Annotated in this window: 23 protein-coding genes; 16 read left to right on the top strand and 7 right to left on the bottom strand. The window is 62.4% G+C overall.

What is annotated here, in order from left to right:
* Nucleotides 1–66 precede the first annotated feature (66 nt).
* From ASD70_RS09160 to ASD70_RS09145, 4 genes are all read left to right on the top strand, one after another.
* Nucleotides 67–1,272: a Bcr/CflA family efflux MFS transporter gene (locus ASD70_RS09160; protein ID WP_056846263.1), complete on the top strand. Its 1,206-nt coding sequence runs from the start codon at nt 67–69 to the stop codon at nt 1,270–1,272.
* A gap of 75 nt (nt 1,273–1,347) precedes the next feature.
* Nucleotides 1,348–2,214, top strand: coding sequence for a pirin family protein (locus ASD70_RS09155; RefSeq protein ID WP_056846262.1), 867 nt, complete (start codon nt 1,348–1,350; stop codon nt 2,212–2,214).
* Nucleotides 2,215–2,338: 124 nt separating this feature from the next.
* Nucleotides 2,339–3,784, top strand: a complete 1,446-nt coding sequence (locus tag ASD70_RS09150; protein WP_056846261.1) for a mechanosensitive ion channel family protein — start codon at nt 2,339–2,341, stop codon at nt 3,782–3,784.
* A 93-nt stretch (nt 3,785–3,877) separates the two neighbouring features.
* Nucleotides 3,878–4,315 (top strand): carboxymuconolactone decarboxylase family protein, encoded by a 438-nt coding sequence (locus tag ASD70_RS09145; RefSeq protein WP_043051565.1) that lies wholly within the window; start codon nt 3,878–3,880, stop codon nt 4,313–4,315.
* A gap of 19 nt (nt 4,316–4,334) precedes the next feature.
* Here ASD70_RS09145 and ASD70_RS09140 read toward each other — a convergent pair whose 3' ends face one another.
* Nucleotides 4,335–6,485 (bottom strand): TonB-dependent siderophore receptor, encoded by a 2,151-nt coding sequence (locus ASD70_RS09140; RefSeq protein WP_056846260.1) that lies wholly within the window; start codon nt 6,483–6,485, stop codon nt 4,335–4,337.
* Nucleotides 6,486–6,675: 190 nt separating this feature from the next.
* Between ASD70_RS09140 and ASD70_RS09135 the strand changes: the two genes are divergently transcribed.
* Nucleotides 6,676–7,455 carry an acetoin reductase gene (locus ASD70_RS09135; protein WP_056846259.1) on the top strand — a complete coding sequence of 260 codons (780 nt, stop codon included), beginning with the start codon at nt 6,676–6,678 and terminating at the stop codon, nt 7,453–7,455.
* A 131-nt stretch (nt 7,456–7,586) separates the two neighbouring features.
* On the opposite strand, the gene ASD70_RS09130 is transcribed toward ASD70_RS09135, so the two are convergent.
* Nucleotides 7,587–9,443, bottom strand: coding sequence for a sigma-54-dependent Fis family transcriptional regulator (locus ASD70_RS09130; protein WP_056846258.1), 1,857 nt, complete (start codon nt 9,441–9,443; stop codon nt 7,587–7,589).
* Nucleotides 9,444–9,752: 309 nt separating this feature from the next.
* Here ASD70_RS09130 and ASD70_RS09125 point away from each other — a divergent pair, with 309 nt between their 5' ends.
* From ASD70_RS09125 to ASD70_RS09115, 3 genes are read left to right on the top strand one after another with little or no spacing between them, the layout of a single operon-like run.
* Nucleotides 9,753–10,730, top strand: coding sequence for a thiamine pyrophosphate-dependent dehydrogenase E1 component subunit alpha (locus ASD70_RS09125; protein WP_056846257.1), 978 nt, complete (start codon nt 9,753–9,755; stop codon nt 10,728–10,730).
* A 26-nt stretch (nt 10,731–10,756) separates the two neighbouring features.
* Nucleotides 10,757–11,776, top strand: a complete 1,020-nt coding sequence (locus ASD70_RS09120; protein WP_056846256.1) for an alpha-ketoacid dehydrogenase subunit beta — start codon at nt 10,757–10,759, stop codon at nt 11,774–11,776.
* On the top strand, nt 11,773–12,876 hold the full coding sequence (locus tag ASD70_RS09115) for an acetoin dehydrogenase dihydrolipoyllysine-residue acetyltransferase subunit (RefSeq protein ID WP_056846255.1): 1,104 nt from the start codon (nt 11,773–11,775) through the stop codon (nt 12,874–12,876). Before ASD70_RS09120 ends, ASD70_RS09115 begins: the two co-directional genes overlap by 4 nt.
* Nucleotides 12,877–12,992: 116 nt before the next feature.
* Here the strand turns inward: ASD70_RS09115 and ASD70_RS09110 are convergent, their stop codons facing one another.
* Complete coding sequence (locus ASD70_RS09110; RefSeq protein WP_056846254.1) at nt 12,993–13,889, bottom strand: helix-turn-helix domain-containing protein; 897 nt, start codon at nt 13,887–13,889, stop codon at nt 12,993–12,995.
* 138 nt (nt 13,890–14,027) lie between these two features.
* On the opposite strand from ASD70_RS09110, the gene ASD70_RS09105 reads away from it, so the two are divergent.
* The 4 genes from ASD70_RS09105 to ASD70_RS09090 all read left to right on the top strand — a co-directional run bounded on the left by ASD70_RS09105 (nt 14,028) and on the right by ASD70_RS09090 (nt 18,890).
* A complete protein-coding gene (locus ASD70_RS09105) occupies nt 14,028–15,386 on the top strand; it encodes a glutamine synthetase family protein (protein ID WP_046072492.1) in 1,359 nt (452 codons plus the stop codon).
* Nucleotides 15,387–15,411: 25 nt separating this feature from the next.
* Nucleotides 15,412–16,500 (top strand): polyamine ABC transporter substrate-binding protein, encoded by a 1,089-nt coding sequence (locus ASD70_RS09100; protein ID WP_046068554.1) that lies wholly within the window; start codon nt 15,412–15,414, stop codon nt 16,498–16,500.
* Nucleotides 16,497–17,789, top strand: a complete 1,293-nt coding sequence (locus tag ASD70_RS09095; protein ID WP_056846253.1) for an NAD(P)/FAD-dependent oxidoreductase — start codon at nt 16,497–16,499, stop codon at nt 17,787–17,789. The genes ASD70_RS09100 and ASD70_RS09095 overlap by 4 nt, the downstream gene beginning before the upstream one ends.
* Before the next feature lie 216 nt (nt 17,790–18,005).
* Entirely contained in the window at nt 18,006–18,890 is an 885-nt protein-coding gene (locus ASD70_RS09090; protein ID WP_056846252.1) for an EamA family transporter, read from the top strand.
* Nucleotides 18,891–18,994: 104 nt separating this feature from the next.
* Here the strand turns inward: ASD70_RS09090 and ASD70_RS09085 are convergent, their stop codons facing one another.
* Nucleotides 18,995–19,933 carry a LysR substrate-binding domain-containing protein gene (locus ASD70_RS09085; protein WP_046068551.1) on the bottom strand — a complete coding sequence of 313 codons (939 nt, stop codon included), beginning with the start codon at nt 19,931–19,933 and terminating at the stop codon, nt 18,995–18,997.
* 110 nt (nt 19,934–20,043) lie between these two features.
* On the opposite strand from ASD70_RS09085, the gene ASD70_RS09080 reads away from it, so the two are divergent.
* From ASD70_RS09080 to ASD70_RS09070, 3 genes are read left to right on the top strand one after another with little or no spacing between them, the layout of a single operon-like run.
* On the top strand, nt 20,044–21,048 hold the full coding sequence (locus ASD70_RS09080; RefSeq protein WP_046068550.1) for an aldo/keto reductase: 1,005 nt from the start codon (nt 20,044–20,046) through the stop codon (nt 21,046–21,048).
* A gap of 18 nt (nt 21,049–21,066) precedes the next feature.
* Nucleotides 21,067–21,864 (top strand): SDR family NAD(P)-dependent oxidoreductase, encoded by a 798-nt coding sequence (locus ASD70_RS09075; RefSeq protein ID WP_056846251.1) that lies wholly within the window; start codon nt 21,067–21,069, stop codon nt 21,862–21,864.
* A 25-nt stretch (nt 21,865–21,889) separates the two neighbouring features.
* Complete coding sequence (locus ASD70_RS09070) at nt 21,890–22,306, top strand: SRPBCC family protein (protein WP_046068548.1); 417 nt, start codon at nt 21,890–21,892, stop codon at nt 22,304–22,306.
* A 6-nt stretch (nt 22,307–22,312) separates the two neighbouring features.
* Here the strand turns inward: ASD70_RS09070 and ASD70_RS09065 are convergent, their stop codons facing one another.
* Nucleotides 22,313–22,831: an AAA family ATPase gene (locus ASD70_RS09065; RefSeq protein WP_056846250.1), complete on the bottom strand. Its 519-nt coding sequence runs from the start codon at nt 22,829–22,831 to the stop codon at nt 22,313–22,315.
* Between the two features lie 157 nt (nt 22,832–22,988).
* Between ASD70_RS09065 and dapF the strand changes: the two genes are divergently transcribed.
* Nucleotides 22,989–23,792, top strand: coding sequence for a diaminopimelate epimerase (dapF, locus tag ASD70_RS09060; protein WP_046068546.1), 804 nt, complete (start codon nt 22,989–22,991; stop codon nt 23,790–23,792).
* Here the strand turns inward: dapF and ASD70_RS09055 are convergent.
* On the bottom strand, nt 23,789–24,922 hold the full coding sequence (locus ASD70_RS09055) for a PAS domain-containing sensor histidine kinase (RefSeq protein WP_046068545.1): 1,134 nt from the start codon (nt 24,920–24,922) through the stop codon (nt 23,789–23,791). The genes dapF and ASD70_RS09055 overlap by 4 nt on opposite strands.
* Entirely contained in the window at nt 24,915–25,727 is an 813-nt protein-coding gene (locus ASD70_RS09050; RefSeq protein WP_046068544.1) for an alpha/beta fold hydrolase, read from the bottom strand. The genes ASD70_RS09055 and ASD70_RS09050 overlap by 8 nt, the downstream gene beginning before the upstream one ends.
* Nucleotide 25,728 lies beyond the last annotated feature (1 nt).

The raw sequence follows: 25,728 nt of genomic DNA, 5'->3' as shown, positions 1-25,728 counted from the left end.
ATGGACATAATTTTTTACTCATATTATGGTCGAAATATAAATTAATCCAGCCCCCGGATAATCCCCATGGCAATCGCCCCGGCACCTTCACGCAGCTTGTTGTTATTACTGGTTGCCTTAACGGCCTTGGGTGAAGTCTCGACCCAGTTGATCATTCCGGGCCTGGGCGCCATCGAGCAGGCGCTGGCGGCGCCGGTGGGCTCGGCACTGCTGGCGCTGTCAGCATTTGTCGGTGCCTTTGGCCTGGGGCAGTTGCTGTTCGGGCCGCTGTCGGACCGTATTGGCCGACGCCCGGTATTGATCGCCGGCCTGGCGTTGTATGTGCTGGCCACGTTATCGATGCTGCTGGTCAGCGACATCCAGCAATTTATCCTCGCCCGCGTGTTCCAGGGCCTGGGTGCGTGCGCCGCGTTGGTATTGGCCCGCACGGTGGTGCGGGATGTGTGGAAAGCCGAGGCGGGGCCGGCCCTGGCGCTGACCATGATCGGCATGCTGTATGCCATCGTCGTCGCGCCGATGCTTGGCGGCTTGTTGATCAAGCTACTGGGTTGGCGAGCACCGATCAGCCTGGCGTTGGTGATCGGCAGCCTGGTGCTGGTGCTGGCGCTGCTGTTCTTTCGCGAGAGCAACCACCACCTCGATCCCAAAGCCGCTCACTGGCGCACCCTGGGCGGCCAATACCTGGACCTGCTCAAGGGCCGCCAGTACCGGGCCTATGCCGTGGCCCTGGCCTGCACCTACGGTGCGATGTTTGCGGTGATCGCCGGCTCCTCGGCGGTGTTCATCAACCTGCTGGGATTCAGCAGCCTGGAGTACGGCCTCAACTTCGGATTGATCGTGTCGATGCTGATCGTGGGCTCCACCTATACCCGGCGTAATATCCAGCGCCTGGGGCCGCAGTGGATTGTGGCGATGGGCGTGACAATGGTCGCGGTCGGCGGGGTGGCGGCGCTGGTGATCTACGCGCTGTTCGGGCTGTCGGTAATAGGGCTGGATGTGCCCATTGCCGTGGCTACTCTCGGCGGTGGCCTGGTGTTGCCCGGTGCGGTGACCGGCGCGGTGATGCCCAATGCGCACCGTGCGGGTTTGGCGGCAGGGCTGATGGGGTTCGCGCAGATGTTCGGTGCCACCTGCAGCGGTTTGCTATTGAGCCAGTTGCGCGATGGCAGTGCCGCGCCGATGGTGATTATTCAAGCCGGGTTTGCGCTGTCGGCCTTTGTTGCATTTCACCTGTTGCGCCAGCGCCAGGTTAAAACATTGTCCTATACATAGAACGATCAGGGCCGGTTTTGCCGTCTAGTGCTTAGGAGTGAGGCGATTTATTGTGTACCCACTTTGGAGGTACACATGAAAAAGCTGATTGGTATCTACACCAGCCCTCGCGCCCACTGGGTCGGCGATGGCTTCCCGGTACGCACTTTGTTTTCCTACGACACCATGGGCAAGCACATCAGCCCATTCCTGTTGCTGGACCACGCCGGGCCGGTCGAATTCACGCCCACCGAACAGCGCCGTGGCGTCGGTCAGCACCCGCATCGCGGCTTTGAAACCGTGACTATCGTCTATGACGGCGAAGTCGAGCACCGCGATTCCACCGGTGCCGGCGGCAAGATCGGCCCCGGCGATGTGCAATGGATGACCGCGGCCAAGGGCATTCTCCACGAGGAGTTCCACTCCCAGGATTTCGCCCGTCGCGGCGGGGCGCTGGAAATGGTGCAACTGTGGGTCAACCTGCCGGCCAAGGACAAAATGGCCGATGCCGGCTACCAGACCATCATCGATGGCGATATTCCGGTGCTGCCACTGGCGAACGACGCTGGCAACCTGCGCCTGATCGCCGGTGAATTCGCCGGTGCTCATGGCCCGGCCCGTACCTTTACGCCGATTGACGTGTGGGACTTGCGCCTCAATGCCAATAAGGCGGTCACGCTGGACCTGCACGCCGGGCGTAATACGGCGCTGGTCATCCTCAGCGGCACTGTGCTGGTCAATGGCGATGAAGTTGCGCGCCAAGGTCAGCTGGCGCTGTTCGAGCGTGACGGTAACCAGGTCACGCTGGAGTCGAATGACGACGCCAAGGTGTTGCTGCTCAGCGGCGAACCCATCGACGAGCCCATCGTCGGCCACGGTCCGTTCGTGATGAACACCGAGCAGGAGATCCATCAGGCGTTCGCCGACTTCCAGTCGGGCAAGTTCGGGCAGATGCACGCCTGAATGCCGGGTTGGTTTAAATAACCCTTGTGGGAGGGGGCTTGCCTCCTCCCACATTTTTTCCTGCGCTATACCCGTCTTATCGATTTCATGCGATCTTCTCGGCATTCGCCCTGGAGTCGCCTGGATGCCCTCATTTATCGCTGATCACCCGATGCTGTGCGCCGTGGCGTTGATCTTTATCGACATCGCCGTGTGGCGTCTTATCTCCGCCGACCTGGCCAACTGGAAACTCGCCGCGCGGTTGGTGATCTTCGCGGTATTCAGCGTCGTGTTGTTCAACGACGGCATGAACCCCATGCAAGGGGCGCCCTATGCTGACGACACCACCTTGCACCTGGCCGCCACGGCGTTGCAGATCGGCTGGTGGTTGTTCGCTGCGCGCACCCTGACGGTGTTGCTCGGCGCGGTGATGATGCAGCGGGTCGGGCATACCGGGCGCTTGTTGCAAGACCTGATGGGCGCGGTGATCTTCCTGATCGCGATCATCGCCGCCATGGCCTATGTGCTCGACCTGCCGGTCAAGGGCGTGCTGGCCACCTCCGGTGCGGTGGCGATCATCGTCGGCCTGGCGTTGCAAAGTACCTTGAGCGACGTGTTTTCCGGGATCGTCCTCAATACCACCAAGCCTTACCAGATCGATGACTGGATCTCCATCGACGGCACCGAAGGCCGTGTCACCGATATCGACTGGCGCGCCACGCGTTTGCAAACCTCCCAGGGCAGCCTGGCGGTGATCCCCAATTCCCTGGCGGCCAAGGCCAAGATCATCAACTTCTCGCGCCCGGCGGACATGTTCGGCCTGGCAGTGAGCCTGCAAGTCAGCCCCCACGCACGTCCGCAAACCGTGATCGAGGCCCTGGAACGGGCAATGCAGGGCTGCCGGCCATTACTGGCCCAGCCCGCCCCGAGCGTGGCGTTCAAAGCCTCGACCAGTGGCGGCGTCGAATATGAAATCAGCGGGTTCGTACCGGCCATGGGCCTCAAGCGCGAAACGCGCAACCTGCTTTACGATTTGGCCTACCGGCACTTGCAGGCGGCGGGCGTGGGGCTGCTGTCCGCCACCGAGGGCAGCACGCCGCCAACCGTGTCCGGCGCCCGGGCGTTGCTGGAACGCTCGTCGATTTTCTCCACCTTGCGCCAGGAAGAAAAAGACACCTTCAGCCAGAACATGACCCTGCATACCTACCGCGCCGGCGAGATGATCCTGGCGGCGGGGGAGGTCAGCGATCACTTGTTCATCATCGAATCCGGCGTGGTCTCGGTGCTGTTGGTCAAGGACGGGCACAAGTTCGAGGCTGGGCGCATGGGCCCCGGGGAGGTGATCGGCGAATCCGGCATCCTCTCGGAACAGGCGGCGCTGGCAGATTTTTCGGCCAAGACCTACTGCACGCTTTATCGCATCGAAAATGAATACCTCAAGCCCTGCCTGGACGCACGGCATGATATCGGCGAAGCCATGAAGGCGCTGCTGGACTTCCGTCGGCATGCCGCCCAGGCCCTGACCGAAGACGCGCCGGTGGTGCCGGTGAAGAAGGGTTTCCTGCAATGGCTGCGCAAGCGTGGCCTGTAGATTGGTCACCTGTTCTTCGCCCGGATTGGCTATTCCTCCAGGACGCCTTGGTGACTAACCTGCTCACCAATCCCACCGTTCTGGAGCAACACCATGCAAACCCGTACCGATTTCTACACCGCTTCCCCAGACGCCATGAAAGCCATGCTGGCGCTGGAAGCAGCGGTCGGCAAACTCTCCATCGAATTGCCGCTGCTCGAATTGGTGCGCCTGCGCGTCTCGCAGATCAACGGCTGCGCGTTCTGCCTGGACATGCACACCGCCGACGCCCGCAAGGGTGGCGAAACCGAGCGGCGTTTGTACACCGTGTCGGCCTGGCGCGAGACCCCATTCTTTACCCCGCGTGAACGCGCTGCGCTGGGCTGGGCTGAAAGCCTGACCCTGCTGAGCCAGACCCACGCCCCGGATGAAGACTTCAATGCCCTGGCCGCCGAGTTCAGCCCACAGGAACAAGTCGACCTGAGCGTGGCCATCGCCACCATCAACAGCTGGAACCGCCTGGCGGTGGGCTTTCGCAAGATGCCCAAATAACCCCGGTAGGGCGGGTGAATCAGAAATTCACCGATGCACTCAAGCGCGCCGTCAACGGCGCGCCCTGGAACAGGTAGTCATCGCCCATGTACTCGCCCGCATCGCGCCAGTAGCGCTTGTCGAACAGGTTGTCGACGCTCAGGCGAAACACCGTTTCATACCCTTCGACCTTGGTGGTGTAGCGGCTGCCGAGATTGACCACTGCATAGTCGCCCACCTCCACAGTGCCGTTGCGGTTGGCCGACTTCCTGGCGCTGTATTGCACACCGCCCAGCACCGCCAGGCCATTGACCCACGGCAACGCATAGTCGGCGTACAGGCTGGCGCGCAGCTTGGGTACGTTGATCGCCTGGTGGCCTTCATAGTCCGGGGTGCCGCTGCCGCTCACCCGTGCGCGGATGGCGGCCACGCTGGTTGCTATTTGCAGGCGCTCGGTGGCCCAGCCGTTGGCGGACAGTTCCAGGCCGGTGTTTTTCTGCTCGCCCTGTTGCACATAGGTAAAGTTGCCCGCGCCATCCGGCTTCGAATATTGGTAGGCCTGGCGTGTCTGGAATACGGCAGCGGCGAAACTGATGCGGCGCCAATCGTACTTCACCCCGGCTTCGATCTGCCGTGAAGTGGTGGGCGCCAGGGTTTCGCTGCTGTTGGTGGCAAACCACGGCGCGGTGCCGCCCAGAGACAGGCCCTTGCTGTAGCTGGTGTAGAGCGAGATGTTCTCAATCGGCTTATAGATCAGCGAGGCCTGGGGCAGGAATACATACTGCTGGGTATGCCGTGACTCAGCGCCGTTCTTGTCGAAAGCCTTTTCGTCCAGGCGCACTTCACGCCCACCCAGAATGGTTTGCCATTGCTCATTGAAGCGAATTCGGTCGGTGACGAACAACCCGTACTGGCGGCTGTCGAGGTTGCGATGGCTATCATTGAGCGGCTTGTCGGTGGGAGGGAAGCTCGGCGCATCCTGATGGATATTGCCGCTGCCGATGTATTCATTGACCGAGTCGCGCTTGTCGACCACCCGGCGAAATGCGCTGGTGCCGAAGGTCAACTCATGACCCAGGCCCGCGGTGTCGAATAGCCCGGTCATGGCTGCCTGGATTTCATCATCGCGGCGGGTGTCGTCGGGGCTGCGATAGTCGTAGATGTCGTAGTCACCTTCGGGGCTGAAGGTGTTGGCATTGCAGTTGCTGACGTAATAGCAGCCCCACGCAAACGAACTGTAGTCATCAATCACCACCTTGCTACGCGCCGCGTTGACAGTGCCTTTCCACTGGTCGCTGAAACGGTACTCGAACTTGCCGTTGAGGTTCAGCGAGTCGATCCCCACTTGCTTGCCGCCGCTCTGATGCCCCAGCAGCTTCTTCGGCGAGGCGTCGTGGGGCACTTCGGTGCCACCCAACAGTTGGTAACCCGGCACCGAGCGCTGTTGCTTGTTCTGGTATTCGGCATCCAGTTGCAGCAGGGCGTCGGGGCTGATGTTCCAGTCCAAGGCCAGGGACACAAAATCGCGCTGGCCATTGGCGTGTTCCACATAGGAATTGAGGTCTTCATGGGCGACATTGGCGCGCAGGCCCAATTGCTGCTCGCTGCCAAACCAGCCACCGACGTCCGTGGCGATATAGCCGCTGCCGCGATCATCGGTAGAGACGGTTACCGAGCGTACATCCTCGGGGCGCTTGGTCACGTAGTTGATCACGCCGCTGGGCTCGGAAATGCCGCTCTGCAACCCGGCCAGGCCCTTGAGCACTTCCACCTGCTGCTTGTTTTCCAGGGCGACGTTCTGCTCGCCGGTGATGGTGCGCCCGTTGATCTTGTAGCTGCTGGCCGCGTTCAGCGAGAAGCCACGCACCACGAAATTTTCGTAATAGCCAATCGGCGCATAGCTGTCACCCACCGACGCATCGTTGCGCAGCACTTCACTGAGCAGGCGCGCTTGCTGGTCCTTGATCAGGGCGGCGTTGATCACCGTAATCGAGGCCGGCGTGTCCAGCAACGGTGCTTCATCGAAACCGCCCACCGAGGCAGTTTCGTTACGGTAGCCGGACTCATCCTGCCCCTGGACCTTGACAGCCGGCAGTTCAATCTCCGCGGCCAGGCTGCTGCCGATGCCGCCGCTGAGCAGCAGGCCGAGAGCCAAACGTGTACTGACGGCGGGACGAAAACGCAAAACCATGGGGCAGGGCCTTATAGCGCAGGGCGGGGGCGCATAAGCTAGGCATAACGGCCAGGTTTTACAAGCGTTCGGTACGCGCGCGCGTGCTGAGACACAGCGTCTCAACCTCTACGCCAAACCCCTTGCGCCTCGACAGCCCCGGCAGGCATCTGCGATAGACAAGGCTCTCTCACCGTTGCAGGAGATCGTCATGAGTATTGCTGGAAAAGTTGCGCTGGTGACCGGCGCCGGGCAGGGCATTGGCCGGGCCATCGCCCTGCGCCTGGCACAGGACGGTGCCGACATCGCTCTGGTCGACATCAATGGTGCCAAGCTTGAAGCCGTGGCCTCAGAAGTAGTGGCCCTGGGGCGCAAGGCCTCGGTGTTTATCGCCGACGTGTCCAAGCGCGATCAGGTAGTAGCGGCAGTTGAGCATGCACACCAGACCCTTGGCGGCTTCGACATCATCGTCAATAACGCCGGTATCGCGCAGATCGACTCATTGCTGGACGTCAGCCCGGAACAGGTTGAGCGCACCCTCGGTATCAACGTGCAGGGCGTGCTGTGGGGTATCCAGGCCGCCGCCAAGAAATTCAAGGCGCTCAAGCAAAAGGGCAAGATCATCAATGCCTGCTCTATCGCCGGCCATGAAGGCTTTGCGCTGCTGGGCGTGTACTCGGCCACCAAGTTCGCCGTGCGTGCCCTGACCCAGGCGGCGGCCAAGGAACTGGCAAGCGCCGGGATCACGGTCAATGCCTACTGCCCAGGCGTGGTGGGTACCGATATGTGGGTGGAGATCGACAAGCGCATGGCCGAGATTACCGGGGCTGAAGTGGGGGCGACCTACAAGAAGTACGTGGACGGAATTGCCTTGGGCCGTGCACAAACGCCCGAGGATGTAGCCGGGTTGGTGGCCTACCTGGCCGGGCCGGATGCGGATTACATGACTGGGCAAGCGCCGTTGATCGACGGTGGCCTTGTCTACCGCTGACCTCTCAAGGCCTGCTCGGCCGAGTGTGGGAGGGGGCTCGCCCCCGATGGCGTCAGCCCAGCAAACATAGATGTTGGCTGACCCACTGCTATCGGGAGCAAGCCCCCTCCCACATGTTTAATTCCGTTGTGTCAGTGCTTGCGGGGCATGTCGATGCCCAGTTGGTTGACCCGGCGGTACAGGGTTGCCCGGGAAATACCCAGCGCCTGCGCCGTCGGCAACGGCTTCCAGCGGTGCCGGACCAACGCGTCCAGCACCACCTGACGTTCGGGGCTCACGCTAGGTTCTGCAGCCAGCGAAACCTGTTCGCCGCGCACCTGCACCGGTAGATCCGCCAACTGGATGGTCCCGCTCTCACACACGGCACAGGCATACGCCAGTACGTGGTGCAACTGGCGCACATTGCCAGGCCAGGCATAGCCCAGCAGCCGTTCCAGTGCAGCCTGGCCGATGCCGACCGAGACGCCGCCGCGTGCTTGCTGCTCCAGCAACCGGTTGATCAGTGCCAGCTTGTCACTGCGCTCGCGCAGCGGCGGCAGGCAAAAGCGCGCGCAGCCGAGGCGGAAGTACAGGTCTTCGCGAAAGCGCCCGTCGCTGACCAGCGCGTCCAGGTCACGGTGGCTGGCGCAGATCACTTGGATGTCCACAGTGCGGCTCTTGGCCCCGCCCAGGGGCGCGACTTCACCTTCGGCCATCACCCGCAGCAGGCGCGTCTGCAACGCCAGCGGCATATCGCCGATTTCATCGAGGAACAACGTACCGCCATCGGCCTGTACCAACAGCCCCTGCATGCCTTTGCTGGATGCACCGGTAAAAGCCCCTGCCACGTAGCCGAACAGCTCGCTTTCAATCAGGTTCTCGGGGATCGCTGCGCAGTTGACCGCGACAAAGGGCCCCGTACGCCGGGCGCTGCGTTCGTGCAGTTGGCGAGCGAAAACTTCCTTGCCGGCGCCGGTTTCCCCCTGCACCAGTACCGGCAGGTTGCGGTCCTTGACGCGTACGGCCAGGCGCAGGTGTTCTTCCACCCGCGGGTCGACCTGAGCGTGCGCAACGGCTCGCGGCGGTTTGCGTCGCGGGGTATTGACCCGCACGTGCAATACGCCAGGCTCGCCCAGCCATGGCAGGTGTTGGGTCGATTGGTCCGTCACCGAGCGCAACGCATTCAGGTCGAACACTTCACCGATGTAGTCGGGCACCTGGCCGAAGCGCCGGCGCAATGCCTGGCGCGCCTTGCTGTTCAGGGCCTGTAGCCGGCCGTCCTGATCCCATGCCAGCAGCAGGTCCGGCTGGCTGTCCACATAGCCCGGTGTGCTGTGGGCCTGGAGCACCCAATGCTCGCGGGCGCTGTGCATGAAGAAGGCGTTTTCGATGGCTTGCGCACTCTGCGCCACCATCTGCCGCACCAGGTGCTGGCTGCGCCGGTCATCCGGGGATTTGAGCGCCGAGGCATCCATTACCCCCAGCAGGTTGCCCTGGGGGTCGAAGATCGGGGCGGCGGAGCAGGTCAGGCCAATAAAGGCGGCACGGAAATGATCGCGCTTGTGCACGGTCACGGCGGCTTTGCTGGTCAGCACCGTGGCCACGCCGCAGGTGCCTTCCTCGGCTTCGGACCAACAGGTGCCGAGATACAGGCCGGCTTTGCGACAGTCGCTGCGAATGGCGGTGTCCACGCGGTGGTCAAGGGTCTGGCCCTGGGCGTCGGTGAGCATCACGCAGTAGTCGGCGTGGCGCACACGGTGGTGCAGTTGCCCGACTTCTTCGCCGGCGATGCGCATGAACAGCTCAGCGCGTTCGCGACATTCCTTGAGCAAGGGTTCGGTGAGAATGCGCGGCCCCTGCAGCGAGCCGGGGTCGAGGTGGTATTGCTCCATGGAACGGCGCCATGAATCGAAAATCAGCGACGGCACCGGCGCCTGGGGCAGTCGATCGGCATTTCGGACCACGCGACTGACGCAGTCGACGTGTTCTCTGGAGTTCGCGGCGAGCATAAGGCCTCCGGTTCTCGATCCTTGTTGTTATGCCCGCCATTAAGCGCCCATGGGCGCCGACCGACAAGGTTGGCCTGACCAACAGCCAGCGCTGAGACGCAGCGTCTCAGTCCGCCTGAGACGGAGCCTGCACTGTGCAATGGCGGGTCTCATTCTGCGCTGGCATGGCGCAGCGGTACAACCGTTCGGCACTGCTCTGGGTCAAGGCTTTGCCGGTTTTTCGTGGGCCTTGGCACAGCCTGTGCTCAAGCGCTTACAGCTGGCCGCAGCCAGCCTTTTGTGTGTCGAGACAACCTGGAGAACAACAAGATGTCCACTCACCTGTCCACCGATCAATTGCTGCATGCCTACACAGTGATGCGCACCATCCGTGACTTCGAAGAACGCCTGCATGTGGAATTCGCCACCGGCGAGATCCCTGGTTTCGTGCACCTGTATGCCGGCCAGGAAGCCAGCGCCGCCGGGGTCATGGTGCACCTCAACGATGAAGACTGCATCGCCTCCAACCACCGTGGTCACGGCCATTGCATCGCCAAGGGCGTGGACGTGTTTGGCATGATGGCCGAGATCTACGGCAAGAAAACCGGCGTGTGCGGCGGCAAGGGCGGCTCCATGCATATTGCCGACCAAGAGAAGGGCATGCTCGGCGCCAACGGCATTGTCGGTGCCGGTGCGCCGTTGGCGGCAGGCGCTGCGCTGGCCTCCAAGCTCAAGGGCAGCCAGGGCGTGGCCGTGGCGTTCTTCGGCGACGGCGGCTCCAACGAGGGCGCGGTGTTCGAGGCGATGAACCTGGCGTCGATCATGAAGCTGCCGTGCCTGTTCGTCGCCGAGAACAACGGCTATGCCGAGGCCACCGGTTCCGGCTGGTCGGTGGCGTGCAAGGACATTGCCGAGCGGGCAGTGGGCTTTGGCATGCCGGGGGTGATTGTCGATGGCAATGATTTCTTCGCGGTGCACGCGGCGCTGGGCGTGGCGGTGGAGCGCGCACGCCAGGGCGAAGGGCCGACCTTGGTGGAAGTGAAGCTCAGCCGCTTCTATGGCCACTTCGAAGGCGATGCACAAACCTACCGCGGCCCGGATGAAGTCAAGAACCTGCGCGAATCCCACGACTGCCTCGCCCTGTTCCGCCAGCGCTGCAATGCCGAAGGCTGGCTCGATGCCGCGCAGTTCGAACGTATCGACGGCGAGGTCGCGCAGTTGATCGACGACGCCGTGCGCCTGGCCAAGTCCGATCCCAAACCCCAGGCCGTCGACCTGCTCAGTGATGTCTACGTCGCTTACCGCTAATAACAACAACAGGTGGAGAAAATCCCATGGCTCGCAAAATCAGCTATCAGCAGGCAATCAACGAAGCCCTCGCCCAGGAAATGCGCCGGGACCAGAGCGTGTTCATTATTGGCCAGGATGTGTCCGGCGGCACCGGTTCGCCCGGCGAGCAGGACGCCTGGGGTGGTGTGCTGGGGGTGACCAAAGGTCTTTACCATGAGTTCCCGGAGCGCGTACTCGACGCGCCGTTGTCAGAAGTCGGCTACGTCGGCATGGCCGTCGGCGCCGCCACCCGTGGCATGCGCCCGGTGTGCGAGTTGATGTTTGTCGACTTTATCGGCTGCTGCCTCGACCAGTTGCTCAACCAGGCGGCCAAGTTTCGCTACATGTTCGGCGGCAAGACCACCACGCCGCTGGTAGTGCGCGCCATGTACGGCGCCGGCCTGCGCGCGGCCGCCCAGCATTCGCAGATGCTCACCTCGATGTGGACGCACATTCCCGGCCTCAAGGTGGTGTGCCCGGCTACGCCGTATGACGCCAAGGGCATGTTGATCCAGGCGATCCGCGACAACGACCCGGTGATCTTCCTCGAACACAAGATGCTCTACAGCCTGCAAGGCGAAGTGCCGGAAGAGCTCTACACCGTGCCGTTCGGCGAGGCCAATTTTGTGCGCGAAGGTCGCGATGTGACCCTGGTGACCTACGGGCGCATGGTGCACATCGCCCTGGAAGCCGCCGCCAACCTGGCGCGCCAGGGCATCGACTGCGAGGTGTTGGACCTGCGTACCACCAGCCCGCTGGACGAAGACAGCATCCTTGAGAGTGTGGAAAAAACCGGGCGCCTGGTGGTGATCGACGAGTCCAATCCGCGTTGTTCCATCGCCACCGACATCAGTGCGTTGGTGGCCCAGCAAGGCTTTTCTTTCCTGCGTGCGCCGATCGAGATGGTCACTGCGCCGCACACGCCGGTGCCGTTTTCCGATGCCCTGGAAGACCTGTACATCCCCAACGCGGCGAAGATCGAGGCCGCGGTGCTGAAGATCGCCGACAGGAGGAATGCCGCATGATCCATACCTTGACCATGCCCAAGTGGGGGCTGTCGATGACCGAAGGCCGCATCGATGCCTGGCTCAAGCAGCCCGGCGACCGGGTGGAGAAGGGCGAGGAGGTGTTGGACGTGGAAACCGACAAGATCTCCAGCAGTGTCGAGGCGCCGTTCAGCGGTGTATTGCGCCGAGTGCTGGCGCTGAGCGACGAGACCTTGCCGGTGGGCGCGCTGCTGGGGATCGTGGTGGAAGGTGAGGCCAGCGAGGCGCAGATCGATGCGGTGATCGACAGCTTCAACGCCGGCTTTGTCTCCAGCCGCGCCGAAGCCGAAGCCACCGGGCCGAGTGCGCAGAAGATCGAGGCGGGCGGGCGCCTGTTGCGCTATCTCGACCTGGGCGAAGGCGCTACACCGCTGTTGCTGGTGCATGGTTTTGGCGGCGACTTGAACAACTGGCTGTTCAACCAACCGGCCCTGGCCGCCGAACGCCGGGTGATCGCCCTGGACCTGCCAGGGCATGGCGAGTCGGGCAAGGCCCTGCAAACGGGGGACGCCGAGGAACTGAGCCAGGCCGTACTGGCCTTGCTCGATCACCTGCAGCTCGACCGCGTGCACCTGGCCGGGCACTCCATGGGCGGGCTGGTCAGCCTGACGGTTGCGCGCCAGGCACCCGCGCGCGTTGCCTCCCTGACCCTGATCGCGAGCGCCGGGTTGGGGGCGGCTATCAATGGCGATTACCTGCACGGTTTTACCGAGGCCAACAACCGTAATGCGCTCAAGCCGCAACTGGTGCAACTGTTCAGCGACCCGGCGCTGGTGACGCGGCAGATGTTGGAGGACATGCTCAAGTTCAAGCGCTTGGAAGGCGTGGATCAGGCCTTGAAGCAACTCAATGCGCAGTTGTTTGAAGGCGGGCGCCAGCGCCTGGATTTGCGCAACGTGGTGGGGCAGCAACCGAGCCTGGTGATCTGGGGCAGTGACGATGCAATCATCCCGGCCGACCATGCCCAGGGCCTGGAGGCCCAGGTGGAGATACTGCCGGGGCAGGGGCATATGGTGCAGTTGGAAGCGGCGGAACAGGTCAACCAGCTGATCGCAACCTTCCTCAAATCCCAGCCTTGAAATGCGATCCCCTGTGGGAGGGGGCTTGCTCCCGATAGCGTTGGGTCAGTCTCAGTATCAGGTGACTGATCTACCGTCATCGGGAGCAAGCCCCCTCCCACATTTTTGACTGCATTTCAAAGTGAGCGCTTGAGCGTTTCGCTGGGCAGTTCCTTGAACAATGTTCGATAGCTGTTAGAGAACCGCCCCAAATGCCAGAACGACCAGTTCATCGCCACTTCGGCAACCGTCGTCTTCGTCGCGCTCAACAGCTCCCGCCGCGCCCCATTCAAGCGGCGCATCCTTAACCACTGCGCCGGGCTCATCCCGGTATAGGTCTTGAAACCTTGCTGCAATTGGCGCAACGGCACGCCGGCAATCTGCGCCAGTTCCAGCAGGTTGACGCTTTCATCCGGCGCATCCGCCGCCCATTCGCCGATGCGCGCCATCAACCGGCGTGCTTCGCTGCGCTTTTGCAATGAGTCGCGGTCCAGGCACACGCAGGCGTTGTCGAGGATAAACAGGCAGTCGTCGAGCAGTTGCTGGGTAAGGGCATCGCGGCTGATGGGGTCGGTCAGTGCCGACAAACGTGTCAGCGTGCCACTGAGCCAGCGGGTGAACAGCGCGTTCTGCTGGCACCTCAGCGGAGCCATGAACAACCCTTCAAGTTTTGCTACGTCCAGCCCATGTCGCTGTACAAACTGCGGGCCGAACACCACCGCCACTTCACGGTAGTTTTCCGGGGTGATCCAGGTATTGCGGCTTTCGCCATTGAGCATATACAGGCTGTTGTCGCTGCCGTCGAAACAGAACGCCAGGGCCCCGGGTGGTGCATTGAAATGCTGTTCCACGCGGGTGTTCATGCACTCCTCGTATACCTGCACGCCTTGCAGGTCGAGGTAGCGTACCCGCCCGGAAAAATGCCCGGGCGACATCTGCTGGTACTGCTGCACCCAACCGGGTGTCGCACTGCATTGGGCGGCCACATCGCCGGTAGCGAAGGCCTGTACGCGCAAAGCGGTTGCCTGTGTCATGGGTGATCCGTGCGCACTCTATTGGTGCGTTGTGCTGCGTGCAAAGTGGATAGATGCGGTTTGAAGGCTGGCCCAAGATAGACCTCAATGCGCTGCAAGTACAAGCCGGCGTCGCATCCCACCCAAGACGAGGTCCTTATGAACGCCCCCTTCGATCAGCTCTCCACCTGGCTGAAAGAACACAAGATTACCGAAGTCGAATGCGTGATCAGTGATTTGACTGGCATCGCGCGAGGCAAGATTGCACCCACCAACAAGTTCCTGCATGAGCGAGGCATGCGCCTGCCGGAAAGTGTGTTGCTGCAGACGGTAACCGGGGACTTTGTCGACGACGATATCTACTACGACCTGCTCGACCCGGCCGATATCGACATGATCTGCCGCCCGGTGGCCAACGCCACCTACGTGGTGCCCTGGGCCATCGAACCCACTGCCATCGTGATCCACGACACCTTCGACAAACAGGGCAACCCCATCGAACTGTCGCCGCGCAACGTGCTCAAGAAAGTCTTGCAGCTCTACACCGACCAGGGCTGGCAGCCGATTGTCGCGCCGGAAATGGAGTTCTACCTGACCCAGCGCTGCGAAGACCCGGACCTGCCGTTGAAGACCCCTATCGGCCGCTCCGGGCGTGCCGAAACCGGGCGCCAATCGTTTTCCATCGACGCCGCCAACGAATTCGACCCGCTGTTCGAAGACGTCTACGACTGGTGCGAAGCCCAAGGCCTGGACCTCGACACGCTGATCCACGAAGACGGCCCGGCGCAGATGGAAATCAACTTTCGCCACGGCGATGCCCTGGACCTCGCCGACCAGATCACCGTGTTCAAGCGCACCCTGCGTGAGGCCGCGCTCAAGCATAACGTCGCCGCGACCTTCATGGCCAAGCCGGTGGCCGATGAACCGGGCAGTGCCATGCACCTGCACCAGAGCGTGGTGGAGATCGCCACCGGCAAACCGGTGTTCGTCGATGCCGATGGCCGCATGACCCCCTTGTTTTTGCATCACATCGGCGGCTTGCAGAAGTACATCCCCAAGCTGCTGCCGATGTTTGCGCCCAACGTCAATTCGTTCCGCCGCTTCCTGCCGGACACTTCGGCGCCGGTCAACGTCGAGTGGGGCGAAGAGAACCGCACCGTTGGCCTGCGTGTGCCCACCTCCAGCCCGGAAGCGATGCGCGTGGAAAACCGCTTGCCGGGCGCCGATGCCAACCCGTACCTGGCGATTGCCGCCAGCCTGCTGTGTGGCTACCTGGGCATGATCGAGCAGATCGAACCCAGTGCGCCGGTGGAAGGCCGCGCCTATGAACGGCGCAACCTGCGCTTGCCGTTCACCCTTGAGGATGCGCTGGCACGCATGGAGGACTGCGACACGGTCAAGCAGTACCTGGGGGAGAAATTCGTGCGCGGCTACGTCGCGGTCAAGCGCGCCGAGCACGAGAATTTCAAGCGGGTGATCAGTTCCTGGGAGCGTGAGTTCCTGCTATTGAGCGTCTAAAAACAATCATAAAAGGGGTGTCGATATGCGTCTTGTGAACAAGCTTCTCCCGCTGGCCCTGGTGGCGGCATTCAGCAGTGCCGGTCAGGCCGCGCCGACGGTCAGCGTCTATAACTGGACTGATTACATTGGCGAGACCACCTTGGCGGATTTCCAGGCGAAAACCTCGATCAAGGTGATCTACGATGTGTTCGACTCCAATGAAACCCTGGAGGGCAAGTTGCTTGCCGGGCGTACCGGCTATGACGTGGTGGTGCCGTCCAACCATTTCCTGGCGCGCCAGGTGAAGGCCGGCGCGTTCCTCAAGCTCGACCGTGCGCAGTTGCCCAACTTCAAGAACCTCGACCCCAAGCTGCTCAAGTTGCTGGAGCAGAACGACCCGGGTAACGCCCACTCGGTGCCTTACCTCTGGGGCACCAATGGCATCGGCTACAACGTCGACAAGGTCAAGCAGGTGCTGGGCATCGACCATATCGATTCGTGGGCGGTGCTGTTCGAGCCCGAGAACATCAAGAAACTCAACCAGTGTGGCGTGGCCTTCCTCGACTCGGCGGACGAACTGTTCCCGGCGATCCTTAACTACATGGGCAAGGACCCACGCAGCGAGAACCCCGAGGACTACAAGCAAGCCGAGGCCAAGTTGCTGACGTTGCGGCCCTACGTTACCTATTTCCATTCCTCCAAATACATTTCGGACCTGGCCAACGGCGATATTTGCGTCGCGTTCGGCTATTCCGGCGATGTATTCCAGGCCGCCAACCGCGCCAAGGAAGCCAAGAATGGGGTGAACATTGCCTACTCGATTCCCAAGGAAGGCTCCAACCTGTGGTTCGACCTGCTGGCGATCCCGGCAGACGCCACCAACCCCAAGCAGGCCCACGCCTTTATCAACTACCTGCTCGACCCCGAAGTGATCGCCAAGGTCAGCGCCTCGGTGGGCTACGCCAACGCCAACCCGGCGGCGAAGCCGTTCATGGCCCCGGAACTGGTGGACAACCCCGAGGTGTATCCGCCCCAGGCAGTGCTCGACAAACTCTATATTTCCACCACGCCGACCCCGGCAACCATGCGCCTGATGACCCGCGCCTGGAGCAAAGTGAAGACCAACAAATGATGCTGTCCCATGACCACGCCCAGTCCTATTATCGCGCCTCGGCCCACGCATTGCCTGAGCGTGCCGCCCTGGGTACAGACCTGAGCGCCGATGTGTGTGTGATCGGCGGCGGTTTTACCGGCGTCAACACCGCCATCGAACTGGCCCAGCGCGGGCTCTCGGTGATCCTGCTGGAGGCTCGGCGCATTGGCTGGGGTGCCAGTGGGCGCAACGGCGGGCAGTTGATCCGTGGCATCGGCCATGATGTCTCGGGGTTTGCCAAATACGTGGGTGAGGAGGGCGTGCGTTACCTGGAGCGGGCCGGCATCGACTCGGTGGCGTTGGTGGGCCAGCGCATTGTCGAGCATGGCATCGATTGCGACCTGCGCTGGGGCTTCTGTGAGCTGGCCAACACCCCGGCGCAGTTTGCGGCGTTCAAGGGCGAACAGGCACATTTGGCGGCCATGGGGTACGCCCATGAAACGCGACTGGTCGGCCCCCAGGACATGGCGCAGGTGGTGGGCTCGACGGTGTATGCCGGCGGCCTGGTCGACATGGGCTCAGGACATCTGCACCCGCTCAACCTGGTGCTGGGCGAGGCCCAGGTGGCCGAGGCCCTTGGCGTGAAAATCTTCGAGCACACGCAAGTGCTGGAACTGATCCATGGCGACACCGTGCAGGTGCGCTGCGCCGCGGGCACTGTGCGCGCCGCCCAACTGGTGCTGGCGTGTAATGCGCATTTGGAAGACCTGGAGCCGCGTTTGAGCGGCAAGGTGCTGCCGGCCGGCAGTTACATCATTGCTACCGAGCCGCTGCCTGAACGCGTGGCGCAACAGTTGATCCCACAGAACCTGGCGCTGTGCGACCAGAAAGTCGGCCTGGATTACTACCGGCTTTGCGCTGACCGACGCCTGTTGTTCGGTGGCGCCTGCCATTACTCGGGGCGCGATCCCCAAGACATCGCCGCGTATATGCGCCCGAAAATGCTCAAGGTGTTCCCGCAACTGGCCAACACCGCCATCGAGTTCCAGTGGGGCGGCAAGATCGGCATCACCGCCAACCGCTTTCCCCAGGTCGGACGGTTGCAGCAGTACCCGAATGTGTTCTATGCCCAGGGCTATTCCGGCCATGGCCTCAACGTCACGCACTGGTGCGCACGGCTTCTGGCCGAAGCGATTCACGCCGGCAGCAGCCGCGGCCTGGATATATTCAGCCAGGTGCCGCACATGACCTTCCCGGGCGGCAAGGCACTGCGCTCGCCGCTGCTGGCGCTGGGCATGTTGTGGTATCGCTTGCGCGAGATGCTCTGACCCCAGGCGGTGTTTAAAGGGGCGGGGCATTGTGGCGAAAAGCGGAAGGGCTTTTTTCAAGACACTTTTTCCGTCCCTTGCCTACTGACCGTACGGTTAGTTACCCGCGTGCAGATCTTTGCGTAAATTTCGCCCCGCACAAGCTGCGGTCCAGGGAGGAGCTTATAGACAGCCCCCGTGCCGCCCAAGACGCTGGCATAACGGGGGGGAAGGGCCATGCGCCTGAGTAAATCCGATTTAATCGCAGGGCTGGCGGTAACGATAATCTGGGGCGCCAACTTCTCGGTCATTGGCCTGGGCCTCGAGGATTTGGACCCGTTTGTGCTGACCCTGCTGCGGTTCACCTTCTGTGCGTTACCCCTGGTGATGTTCATTCCTAAGCCACAGGGCGCTTCCTACGTCCTGCTGGCCGCCTATGGCGTGTTGTTCGGCGCCGGGCTGTGGGGCGTGGTCAACGTGGCGATGCACAACGGGCTGTCGGCGGGGATGTCTTCGGTGTTCCTGCAGTTCAGTGCGTTCTTCACCCTCATCATGAGCCGGTTGTTTCTCAAGGAACCCATAAGCAGGGTCCACGGGGCGGGAATGCTGTTGTCTGCGCTGGGGCTGTTCATGATCCTGCACCTGTCGGCACACGCCTCGACCACGCTGGGCATTTTGCTGGTGTTGCTGGCGGCGTTGTCGTGGTCGTTGTGCAACTTGATCGTCAAGGTCAACCAGCCTGAGGACATGGTGGCCTTTATCGTCTGGTCCAGCCTGTTTTCGATTCCCGTCCTGTTGTTGATGACCTTGTGGTTCGAGGGTGCCGAGCCGCTGACCCACCTGGTCACCGACCTGACCTGGGGAGCGGGGTTCTCGATTGTGTTCCAGTGCTATATCACTACCATCGTCGGGTACCGGGTATGGAACAACCTGATGAAGAAATACCCGGCTTCGCGGGTGGCGCCGTTGTTGTTGATGGTACCGGTGTCGGGGCTGTTCACGTCCTATGTGTTCTTCGGTGAACAGCTGAGCCTGGGGCAGGGGGTTGCGATTGGGCTGGTGTTTGTGGGGATTGCGATTTTCGTCAATTCGGCGGGGATCATGGCGAGGTTGGCGCGCTAGAAATGCGGGGCTGGTGTGATGATTCGATGGCGGTGGGTCGGTCACAGATCTGTTTGCTGACATTCCCTCATCGGGAGCAAGCCCCCTCCCACAGTTGATCGCATTTATTCAGGCAAAACGCGGTTGAAATGTGGGAGGGGGCTTGCTCCCGATAGCGGTGGTTCAGTCAGCACCTTGCGAAACGTTTCCACCAATGGTCGCAGGTTGACCCGGTGCCATGCCGCCCACAGCGGTGTGGTGTAGCTCAGCCATGGCAGCTCGCGCAACACCACGCCGGGCGGTGCGTTGCGGCTCAGGCCCTTCTGCACCATCGCCACTCCAAGCCCCGAGGCCACCAGGCCCAATGCGGTAAAGGGCTCGCTGGCTTCCATGGGAATCTGCGGGGTGAACCCGGCACGGATGCAGGCGGCGACGAAATCATCGGCGGGGTTGGCGCCGGGTTTGCGCTGCACGCCGATCCATTGTTGTTCGGCCAGGTGTTCAGGCAACAATTCGCTTTGCCTGGTCAGCGGATGCTGTTCGGGCAGGGCCAGCAGCATCGGGTCGTCGAGCACTTGCAAGGCGGTCAGGTCCGGGTCGTCGGCGGCAGGCGGTTCGCCCACCAGGGCGATGTCCAGGCTGCGTTGGCGCAAGCCCTCCAATTGCTCAAGGGAGGGCAGGTTGTACAGCTTGATGTGCACGGTGGGCCGGTCATCGCGCAGGATGCGCAGGGCATTGGGCAGTACGCCGGCATGCATGGCATTTTCGATATAGCCGATGCACAAGCCGCCTTCTTCCCCACGGCCCAGGCGCTTGCCCAGGGACTCCAGGCGATTGGCGTGGGTCAGCAGCGCCTTGGTTTCGGCCAGGAAGGTCTGGCCGTCGCGGGTCAGGCGGATTCGCTGCTGGCTGCGTTCGAACAGGGTCAGGCCCAGCCGCTCTTCGAGCTGGGCGATCTGGCGGCTCAGGGGTGATTGAGAGATGTGCAGGCGTTCGGCGGCGCGGCCGACGTGTTCTTCTTCGGCGACCACTTCGAAGTAGCGCAGTTGGCGTAGATCGATCATGTAAGACCTCTGGGGACTCAAGTTGGTCGCAGTATGTCTTGGACGGTCTGACCAGCGCAATCTAGGATCTGCTCAACGGTCACCCCCTTGAACCGATTGAGGATCCCACCATGAGCTTGAAAGACAAACTGCCCGGCGTACTGGGCTTTGGCACCGCCCCCCTTGGCAATATGTTCCGCGCCATTCCTGAAGATGAAGCCCAGGCCACTGTCGAGGCCGCCTGGAACCACGGCGTGCGTTACTTCGACACTGCACCCTTCTACGGCTCGGGCCTGTCGGAAATCCGCCTGGGCCAGGCCCTGTCTAACTACAATCGCGATGACTACGTGCTCAGCACCAAGGTCGGCCGGGTGATTCTGGATGAAGTAGAAGCCGGCTCTCGCGACCTCGGCGAAAAAAGCGGCGTGTTCGAACACGGCCGCCCGAACAAGATGCTCAATGACTACAGCGCCGACGCCACTCTACGCTCCATTGAAGACAGCCTCGAACGCCTGCAGACCGATCGCCTGGACATCGTGTGGGTTCACGACATCGCCCAGGACTTCTACGGCGACCAATGGCTGGAGTACTTCAACCAGGCCCGTACCGGCGCGTTCAAAGTACTGACCCGCTTGCGTGAAGAGGGCGTGATCAAGGCCTGGGGCCTGGGCGTCAATCGTGTCGAACCTTGCGAACTGACCCTGGACCTGGCTGAGGCCCAGCCCGACGGTTTCCTTTTGGCCGGCCGCTACACCCTGCTGGACCACGAGCGCGCCCTGCAACGCTTGATGGATTCGGCCTTGGCCCAGCACGTCGAAATTGTCGTTGGTGGCCCCTACAGCTCCGGCATTCTTGCCGGCGGCACGCACTTCGAATACCAACCAGCCAACCCGGCGATCATCAGCAAGGTCGAACAGATCAAGGCGATCGCCCAGGTGTTTGGGGTGAGCGTGAAAGCCGCGGCGCTGCAGTTCTCTCTGGCGCACCCGGCAGTGGCGGCGGTGATTCCCGGTGCCAGTCGTCCGGGGCGGATTGCCGAAGACGTCGCGGCGTTGTCAGAGAAGATTCCAGCAGCCTTCTGGCAAGCGTTGCGCGAGGCCCGATTGATATCTGACCGTGCGCCTTTGCCTCTCTAATTCCCAAGGAGTTTAAGTATGAACATCGATGTGAGCGGCAAAGTGGCCATCGTCAGCGGCAGCACCGCTGGTATCGGCCTGGGCATCAGCCAGGCCCTGGCGCAATCCGGGGCCACGGTAGTGGCGATCGGTCGGGACCCGGGCAAGGTCGAAGACGCCTTGGCCAGCATCCGCCAAGTGGTGCCCGGCGCCGAACTGCGCGGATTGGTGGCCGACCTCGGCACCCTTGAGGGCGCCGAGAAACTGTTCGCCGCCGAACCTCGCGCCGATATCCTGGTCAACAACCTCGGCATCTTTAACGATGTTGATTTCTTCGAGGCGCCGGACAGCGAGTGGGCGCGCTTCTATGAGGTCAATGTGATCTCCGGCGTGCGCCTGGCGCGCCATTATGCGCCGGGCATGGTCGAGCAGGGCTGGGGCCGGGTGATCTTTGTGTCGTCGGAGTCCGGCGTGGCTACGCCGGCCGATATGATCAACTACGGCGTGACCAAAAGCGCCAACCTTGCGGTGTCCCACGGTTTGGCCAAGCGCCTGGCGGGCACCGGCGTCACCGTGAATGCAATCCTGCCGGGGCCGACCTTTACCGACGGCCTGGAGCAGATGCTCAAGGACGCTACGGCCCAGTCCGGGCGCAGTGCGCGGGAAGAGGCCGATGTGTTCGTGCGTAATGCGCGGCCCACCTCGATCATCCAACGCGCCGCTAATGTGGATGAAGTGGCGAACCTGGTGGCGTACATTGCTTCACCGCTGTCGTCTGCCACCACCGGTGCCGCGTTGCGGGTCGACGGCGGCGTTGTCGACAGCATGGCGATCTGATTTTTCTCTGTTTGGAGTATTTATCGTGGCAACAGCATCTTCTGTAATTGAAATCCCGGCACCGGCCGATCAGGTCTGGCAACTGATCGGCGGCTTCAACAGCCTGCCCGACTGGCTGCCCTTCATCGCCAAGAGCGAGCCAGGCGACGGCGGCCGTGTGCGCCACCTGACCACGGCTGACGGCGGCCAGATCGTCGAGCGCTTGCAGAGCTTCGACAACGTGGCGCGCACCTACAGCTATACCATTGAGGCGTCGCCGTTTCCGGTGAGTGCTTATCTGGCGACCCTGCAGGTTGAAGCGCTGACTGAGACGTCGGCGAAAGTGACTTGGTCCGGCGTGTTCACCCCGGCAGCAGGCACTACGGATGCGGCAGTGGAAGAACTGTTTGCCGGCGTCTACAGCGGTGGGCTCGAGGCGTTGCGCGGTAATTTCCCCGACTGAATCCGGCTAAAGCTCGACAGCTCCCACATTGAATAGGTGTGCGTGGGCTGTCGCGACTGCCTGTGCCGGCGTCATCCGCGCTGTATCAAGCCTGAACGCCGGTTCATCCCAGGGTTCGTACTCATGCACCAGCACTGACTGCCAGGTCGGCGACGTCAGCCCGGGAACATCGCCCACCCGGCTTTCCACACGGCGCCGGTGCTCCTGCTGATCAGAACACACCACCTGGATATTGATCAGTTCTACCCCCGCTGTCGTCGCCACCGCCTGCCAGGCTTGGCGGCTCTCCCTGACCGGGTTCACGCAATCGGCAATGACCCGCTGCCCCAAGCGCAAATTACTCAGCGCCAGCGCATTCGCGACGCCGTAGCCGCTGGCACCCACATCGCCCATCAATACCGCTGCGTCCCGCAGTGCCTGTTCGATCACATCAATGCGCAGGTAAACCGCGCCGATCTGTCGCGCCAGTTCCCTGGCAATCGTGGTCTTGCCGCTGCCGGGCAGGCCGCTGAATACGATAAGCATGACCATCAACCCTTTGTAGGCGCGAGCTTGCTCGCGAAGAACGTCAACGATAACGCGTACTTGCAGGTAAAACGTGTCGTCTTCACGATTTTCGCGAGCAAGCTCGCTCCTACAGTGTTATTAGAACTGCTTCACTTCGACAACAGGACCTGCACCCATGACCTTGCCGTTCGTGAAAATGCACGCCCACGGCGACGACTTCATCATCATCGACCGCCGTGGCCAGGACAACCCCATCACTGCGCAGGTTGCCCGTCGCCTGGGTAATCGCCACACGGGCATCGGTTTCAATCAACTGGCGGTGGTGCTCGACTGTGAGGATGCCGCCGCGCGTATTCAATTCTGGAACCCCGACGGCACGCGCCTGCACACTTGCGGCAGCGCTACCCGCGGCGTGGCTGACCGCCTGATGCACGAGGCCGGTACCCAGACCGTCGTGCTGCGTACCGAGCGTGGGTTACTGACGTGTACCCGCGTCGAAGGGCAGCAGGTGTCGGTGGACATGGGCGCGCCGTTGCTGGACTGGGCAGCGGTGCCCCTGGCCAAGGCGATCGACACCCGCGTGCTGCCCATCGATGGCAGCCCGGCGGCTTGCAGCATGGGCAACCCGCACTGTACGTTTTTCGTGGAGGACATCGCCGCCATCAACGTCGCGACGGTCGGCCCGGCACTGGAAGTTCACCCACTGTTCCCGGCCAAGACCAATGTACATTTCGTACAAGTGCTGAGCCGCAGCCATATCCGCCTGCGCATCTGGGAGCGTGGCGGCGCTGTGCCGTTGGGGTCCGGTTCGTGTTGTTGCGGGGCGGTGGTCAATGGAATTCGGCGCGGGCTGCTCGATGACACCGTGGCGGTCGAGTGCGACGGCGGTACGGTCACGGTGCAATGGGACGGGCAGGGCGGGGTGATACTGACCGGCCATGTAGAACCGATCATGCAGGGCGCCGCGTACCTGTACTAGAACATCACGGTAAAGGTGGTGCCGGCCACCACACAGGAACTCACCGCCACATCGCCGCCGTGCACCCTGGCCAGTTCGCGCACGATATACAGGCCCAGGCCGACGCTGCGCACGTCGCTGCCCTGATCGGTGCCACGGGTCATGGGTTCGAACAGCCCCGCAAGCAGTGTTTCGGGAATTGCCGGGCCATGGTTGTGCACGGCGACGGCGCAGGCGTTGTCGCCCAGGCGCGAGGTGATGGTGATCGGTTGCAGCAGGTCGCCATAGGCCACGCTGTTGGCGACGAGGTTGCCAATGATCTGCTGCACCCGGTCGGCATCCAGGCACGCTTGGCCAAGGCCCTCGGCGTGATGCACCAGCGTGGCGGCAGGGAAGGCTACGCGCAGTTCGTCCACCGCATGCTGGATCACATTGTGCAAATCCAGCGGTACCGCCTTGATGGTGATGCCTTGGCCGACTCGGGCCTGGGTGAAGTCCAGCAGGTCGGCGATCATGCGTTGAGCGCGTTCCGACGACTGGCCGATGTGCCCCAGCAACTGGCGCTCCTTGGCCGTGCGCTCGCCGCGCTGGAGAAAGTCCGAAGCCATGCGGATCGCGGTGAGTGGGTTTTTCAAATCGTGGCTGACAATCGCCACCATCTGCTCAGCGAACAACGCCCGGCGCTGGGCGATGGCATAGGCCTCGCTCAATTCGGCCTGGGCCTGGTGCAAGGCCAGTTCGGTGGCGGTTTTTTCCTGGAGCAGGGCTTCGGCCAACTTGCGCGCATTGAGCAGTTCGCGCTCGTACTTGTCACGGTCGGTGGTGCCGAACAGCGCCAGGTCATACACCACGCCGTCGGGCTGCTGGCGCTGGCTGGCGTTGAGCAAGACGGTGAATTTGTGCCCGGCGCAATGGCGGATGTCGAGCTTCACCTCGGTGACGCTGCCATGCATGCGCAGCATCGGTGCCAGGTGGGTCTGGTAGAAGATCCGCCCGCCCATGGTCAGCAGGTCCTGGAACCTGCGCCCCTGCAACTCGGCCGCGCTGAACCCGAGCCAGTCGCTCAGGCGCGGGTTGACGTGCAGGATGCTGCCGTCCTCCTGGGTCACGGCCAGGGCGCAGGCGGCGCTGTCAAACAGCGAGTCAGGCATCGGCAACTGCCCATGGCGCCAGGAACGAGTCCATCGCCGCCGCGCACGCCTGGGGCGCGCTCATGTGTGGGCAATGGCCGACATTGTCCACCAGGCAATAGGTGCTGTTGGGCATCACGGCATGCAGGTATTCACCCACGGCCACGGGGGCGATCAAGTCGTCGCTCGATTGCAGGATCAGTACCGGAGTGGCCAGGCCCTGCACGTCGTGGCGGTTATCCGAGAGGAAGGTCACGCGGGCCAACTGCTTGGCGATGTCCGGCTCGGTGCGGCAGAAGCTTTCGGTGAGTTCGTTGCTCAATGCCGGTTGCGTCGGGGCGCCCATGATCACTGGGGCCATGGCGCTGGACCAGCCCAGGTAGTTGCTGTCGAGGGTATCGAGCAGGTCTTCGATATCGTCGCGTTTGAAGCCGCCGACGTAATCCTCGGTATCGATATAGCGCGGCGATGGGCCGATCATCACGTGCGCGGCAATGCGCCCGGGGGTGAAACGGTCGGCGAGGGTGCCGATCATCGCACTGACGGAGTGGCCAACCAGAATCACCGGGCCTTGGGCGTAGGCGTCGATGATCTCGTTGAGGTCGCGGGCATAGCCGTCCAGGCTGCTGTATTTGGCTTTGTCGAACGCACTCAGGTCCGACAGCCCGGCGCCGACCAAGTCATACAGCACCACGCGAAAACGCTCGAGAAAGTGCGGCGCCAGGTAATTCCACATCGCCTGGTTACAGCCAAAGCCGTGGGAAAACACCAGGGTCGAAGGGCCATGGCCCATCACACTGACATTGTTGCGGTGGCGTAGGTCCATG

Source organism: Pseudomonas sp. Root569, assembly GCF_001427465.1.
In the GTDB taxonomy this organism is placed as follows: Bacteria; Pseudomonadota; Gammaproteobacteria; order Pseudomonadales; family Pseudomonadaceae; genus Aquipseudomonas; species Aquipseudomonas synxantha.
The sequence above is the reverse complement of the archived record's forward strand: the minus strand, read 5'-3'. Positions and strand labels throughout refer to the sequence as shown.

Excerpts from the sequence above, each read along its gene's own strand:
- ASD70_RS09065 (WP_056846250.1), bottom strand. The coding sequence starts at position 22,831 with ATGCTTATCGTATTCAGCGGCCTGCCCGGCAGCGGCAAGACCACGATT.
- ASD70_RS09075 (WP_056846251.1), top strand. The coding sequence starts at position 21,067 with ATGAACATCGATGTGAGCGGCAAAGTGGCCATCGTCAGCGGCAGCACC.
- ASD70_RS09095 (WP_056846253.1), top strand. The coding sequence starts at position 16,497 with ATGATGCTGTCCCATGACCACGCCCAGTCCTATTATCGCGCCTCGGCC.
- ASD70_RS09150 (WP_056846261.1), top strand. The coding sequence starts at position 2,339 with ATGCCCTCATTTATCGCTGATCACCCGATGCTGTGCGCCGTGGCGTTG.
- ASD70_RS09155 (WP_056846262.1), top strand. The coding sequence starts at position 1,348 with ATGAAAAAGCTGATTGGTATCTACACCAGCCCTCGCGCCCACTGGGTC.
- ASD70_RS09160 (WP_056846263.1), top strand. The coding sequence starts at position 67 with ATGGCAATCGCCCCGGCACCTTCACGCAGCTTGTTGTTATTACTGGTT.
- ASD70_RS09110 (WP_056846254.1), bottom strand. The coding sequence starts at position 13,889 with ATGACACAGGCAACCGCTTTGCGCGTACAGGCCTTCGCTACCGGCGAT.
- ASD70_RS09125 (WP_056846257.1), top strand. The coding sequence starts at position 9,753 with ATGTCCACTCACCTGTCCACCGATCAATTGCTGCATGCCTACACAGTG.
- ASD70_RS09135 (WP_056846259.1), top strand. The coding sequence starts at position 6,676 with ATGAGTATTGCTGGAAAAGTTGCGCTGGTGACCGGCGCCGGGCAGGGC.
- ASD70_RS09055 (WP_046068545.1), bottom strand. The coding sequence starts at position 24,922 with ATGCCTGACTCGCTGTTTGACAGCGCCGCCTGCGCCCTGGCCGTGACC.
- dapF (WP_046068546.1), top strand. The coding sequence starts at position 22,989 with ATGACCTTGCCGTTCGTGAAAATGCACGCCCACGGCGACGACTTCATC.
- ASD70_RS09140 (WP_056846260.1), bottom strand. The coding sequence starts at position 6,485 with ATGGTTTTGCGTTTTCGTCCCGCCGTCAGTACACGTTTGGCTCTCGGC.
- ASD70_RS09145 (WP_043051565.1), top strand. The coding sequence starts at position 3,878 with ATGCAAACCCGTACCGATTTCTACACCGCTTCCCCAGACGCCATGAAA.
- ASD70_RS09100 (WP_046068554.1), top strand. The coding sequence starts at position 15,412 with ATGCGTCTTGTGAACAAGCTTCTCCCGCTGGCCCTGGTGGCGGCATTC.
- ASD70_RS09080 (WP_046068550.1), top strand. The coding sequence starts at position 20,044 with ATGAGCTTGAAAGACAAACTGCCCGGCGTACTGGGCTTTGGCACCGCC.
- ASD70_RS09090 (WP_056846252.1), top strand. The coding sequence starts at position 18,006 with ATGCGCCTGAGTAAATCCGATTTAATCGCAGGGCTGGCGGTAACGATA.
- ASD70_RS09085 (WP_046068551.1), bottom strand. The coding sequence starts at position 19,933 with ATGATCGATCTACGCCAACTGCGCTACTTCGAAGTGGTCGCCGAAGAA.
- ASD70_RS09130 (WP_056846258.1), bottom strand. The coding sequence starts at position 9,443 with ATGCTCGCCGCGAACTCCAGAGAACACGTCGACTGCGTCAGTCGCGTG.
- ASD70_RS09105 (WP_046072492.1), top strand. The coding sequence starts at position 14,028 with ATGAACGCCCCCTTCGATCAGCTCTCCACCTGGCTGAAAGAACACAAG.
- ASD70_RS09120 (WP_056846256.1), top strand. The coding sequence starts at position 10,757 with ATGGCTCGCAAAATCAGCTATCAGCAGGCAATCAACGAAGCCCTCGCC.
- ASD70_RS09050 (WP_046068544.1), bottom strand. The coding sequence starts at position 25,727 with ATGGACCTACGCCACCGCAACAATGTCAGTGTGATGGGCCATGGCCCT.
- ASD70_RS09115 (WP_056846255.1), top strand. The coding sequence starts at position 11,773 with ATGATCCATACCTTGACCATGCCCAAGTGGGGGCTGTCGATGACCGAA.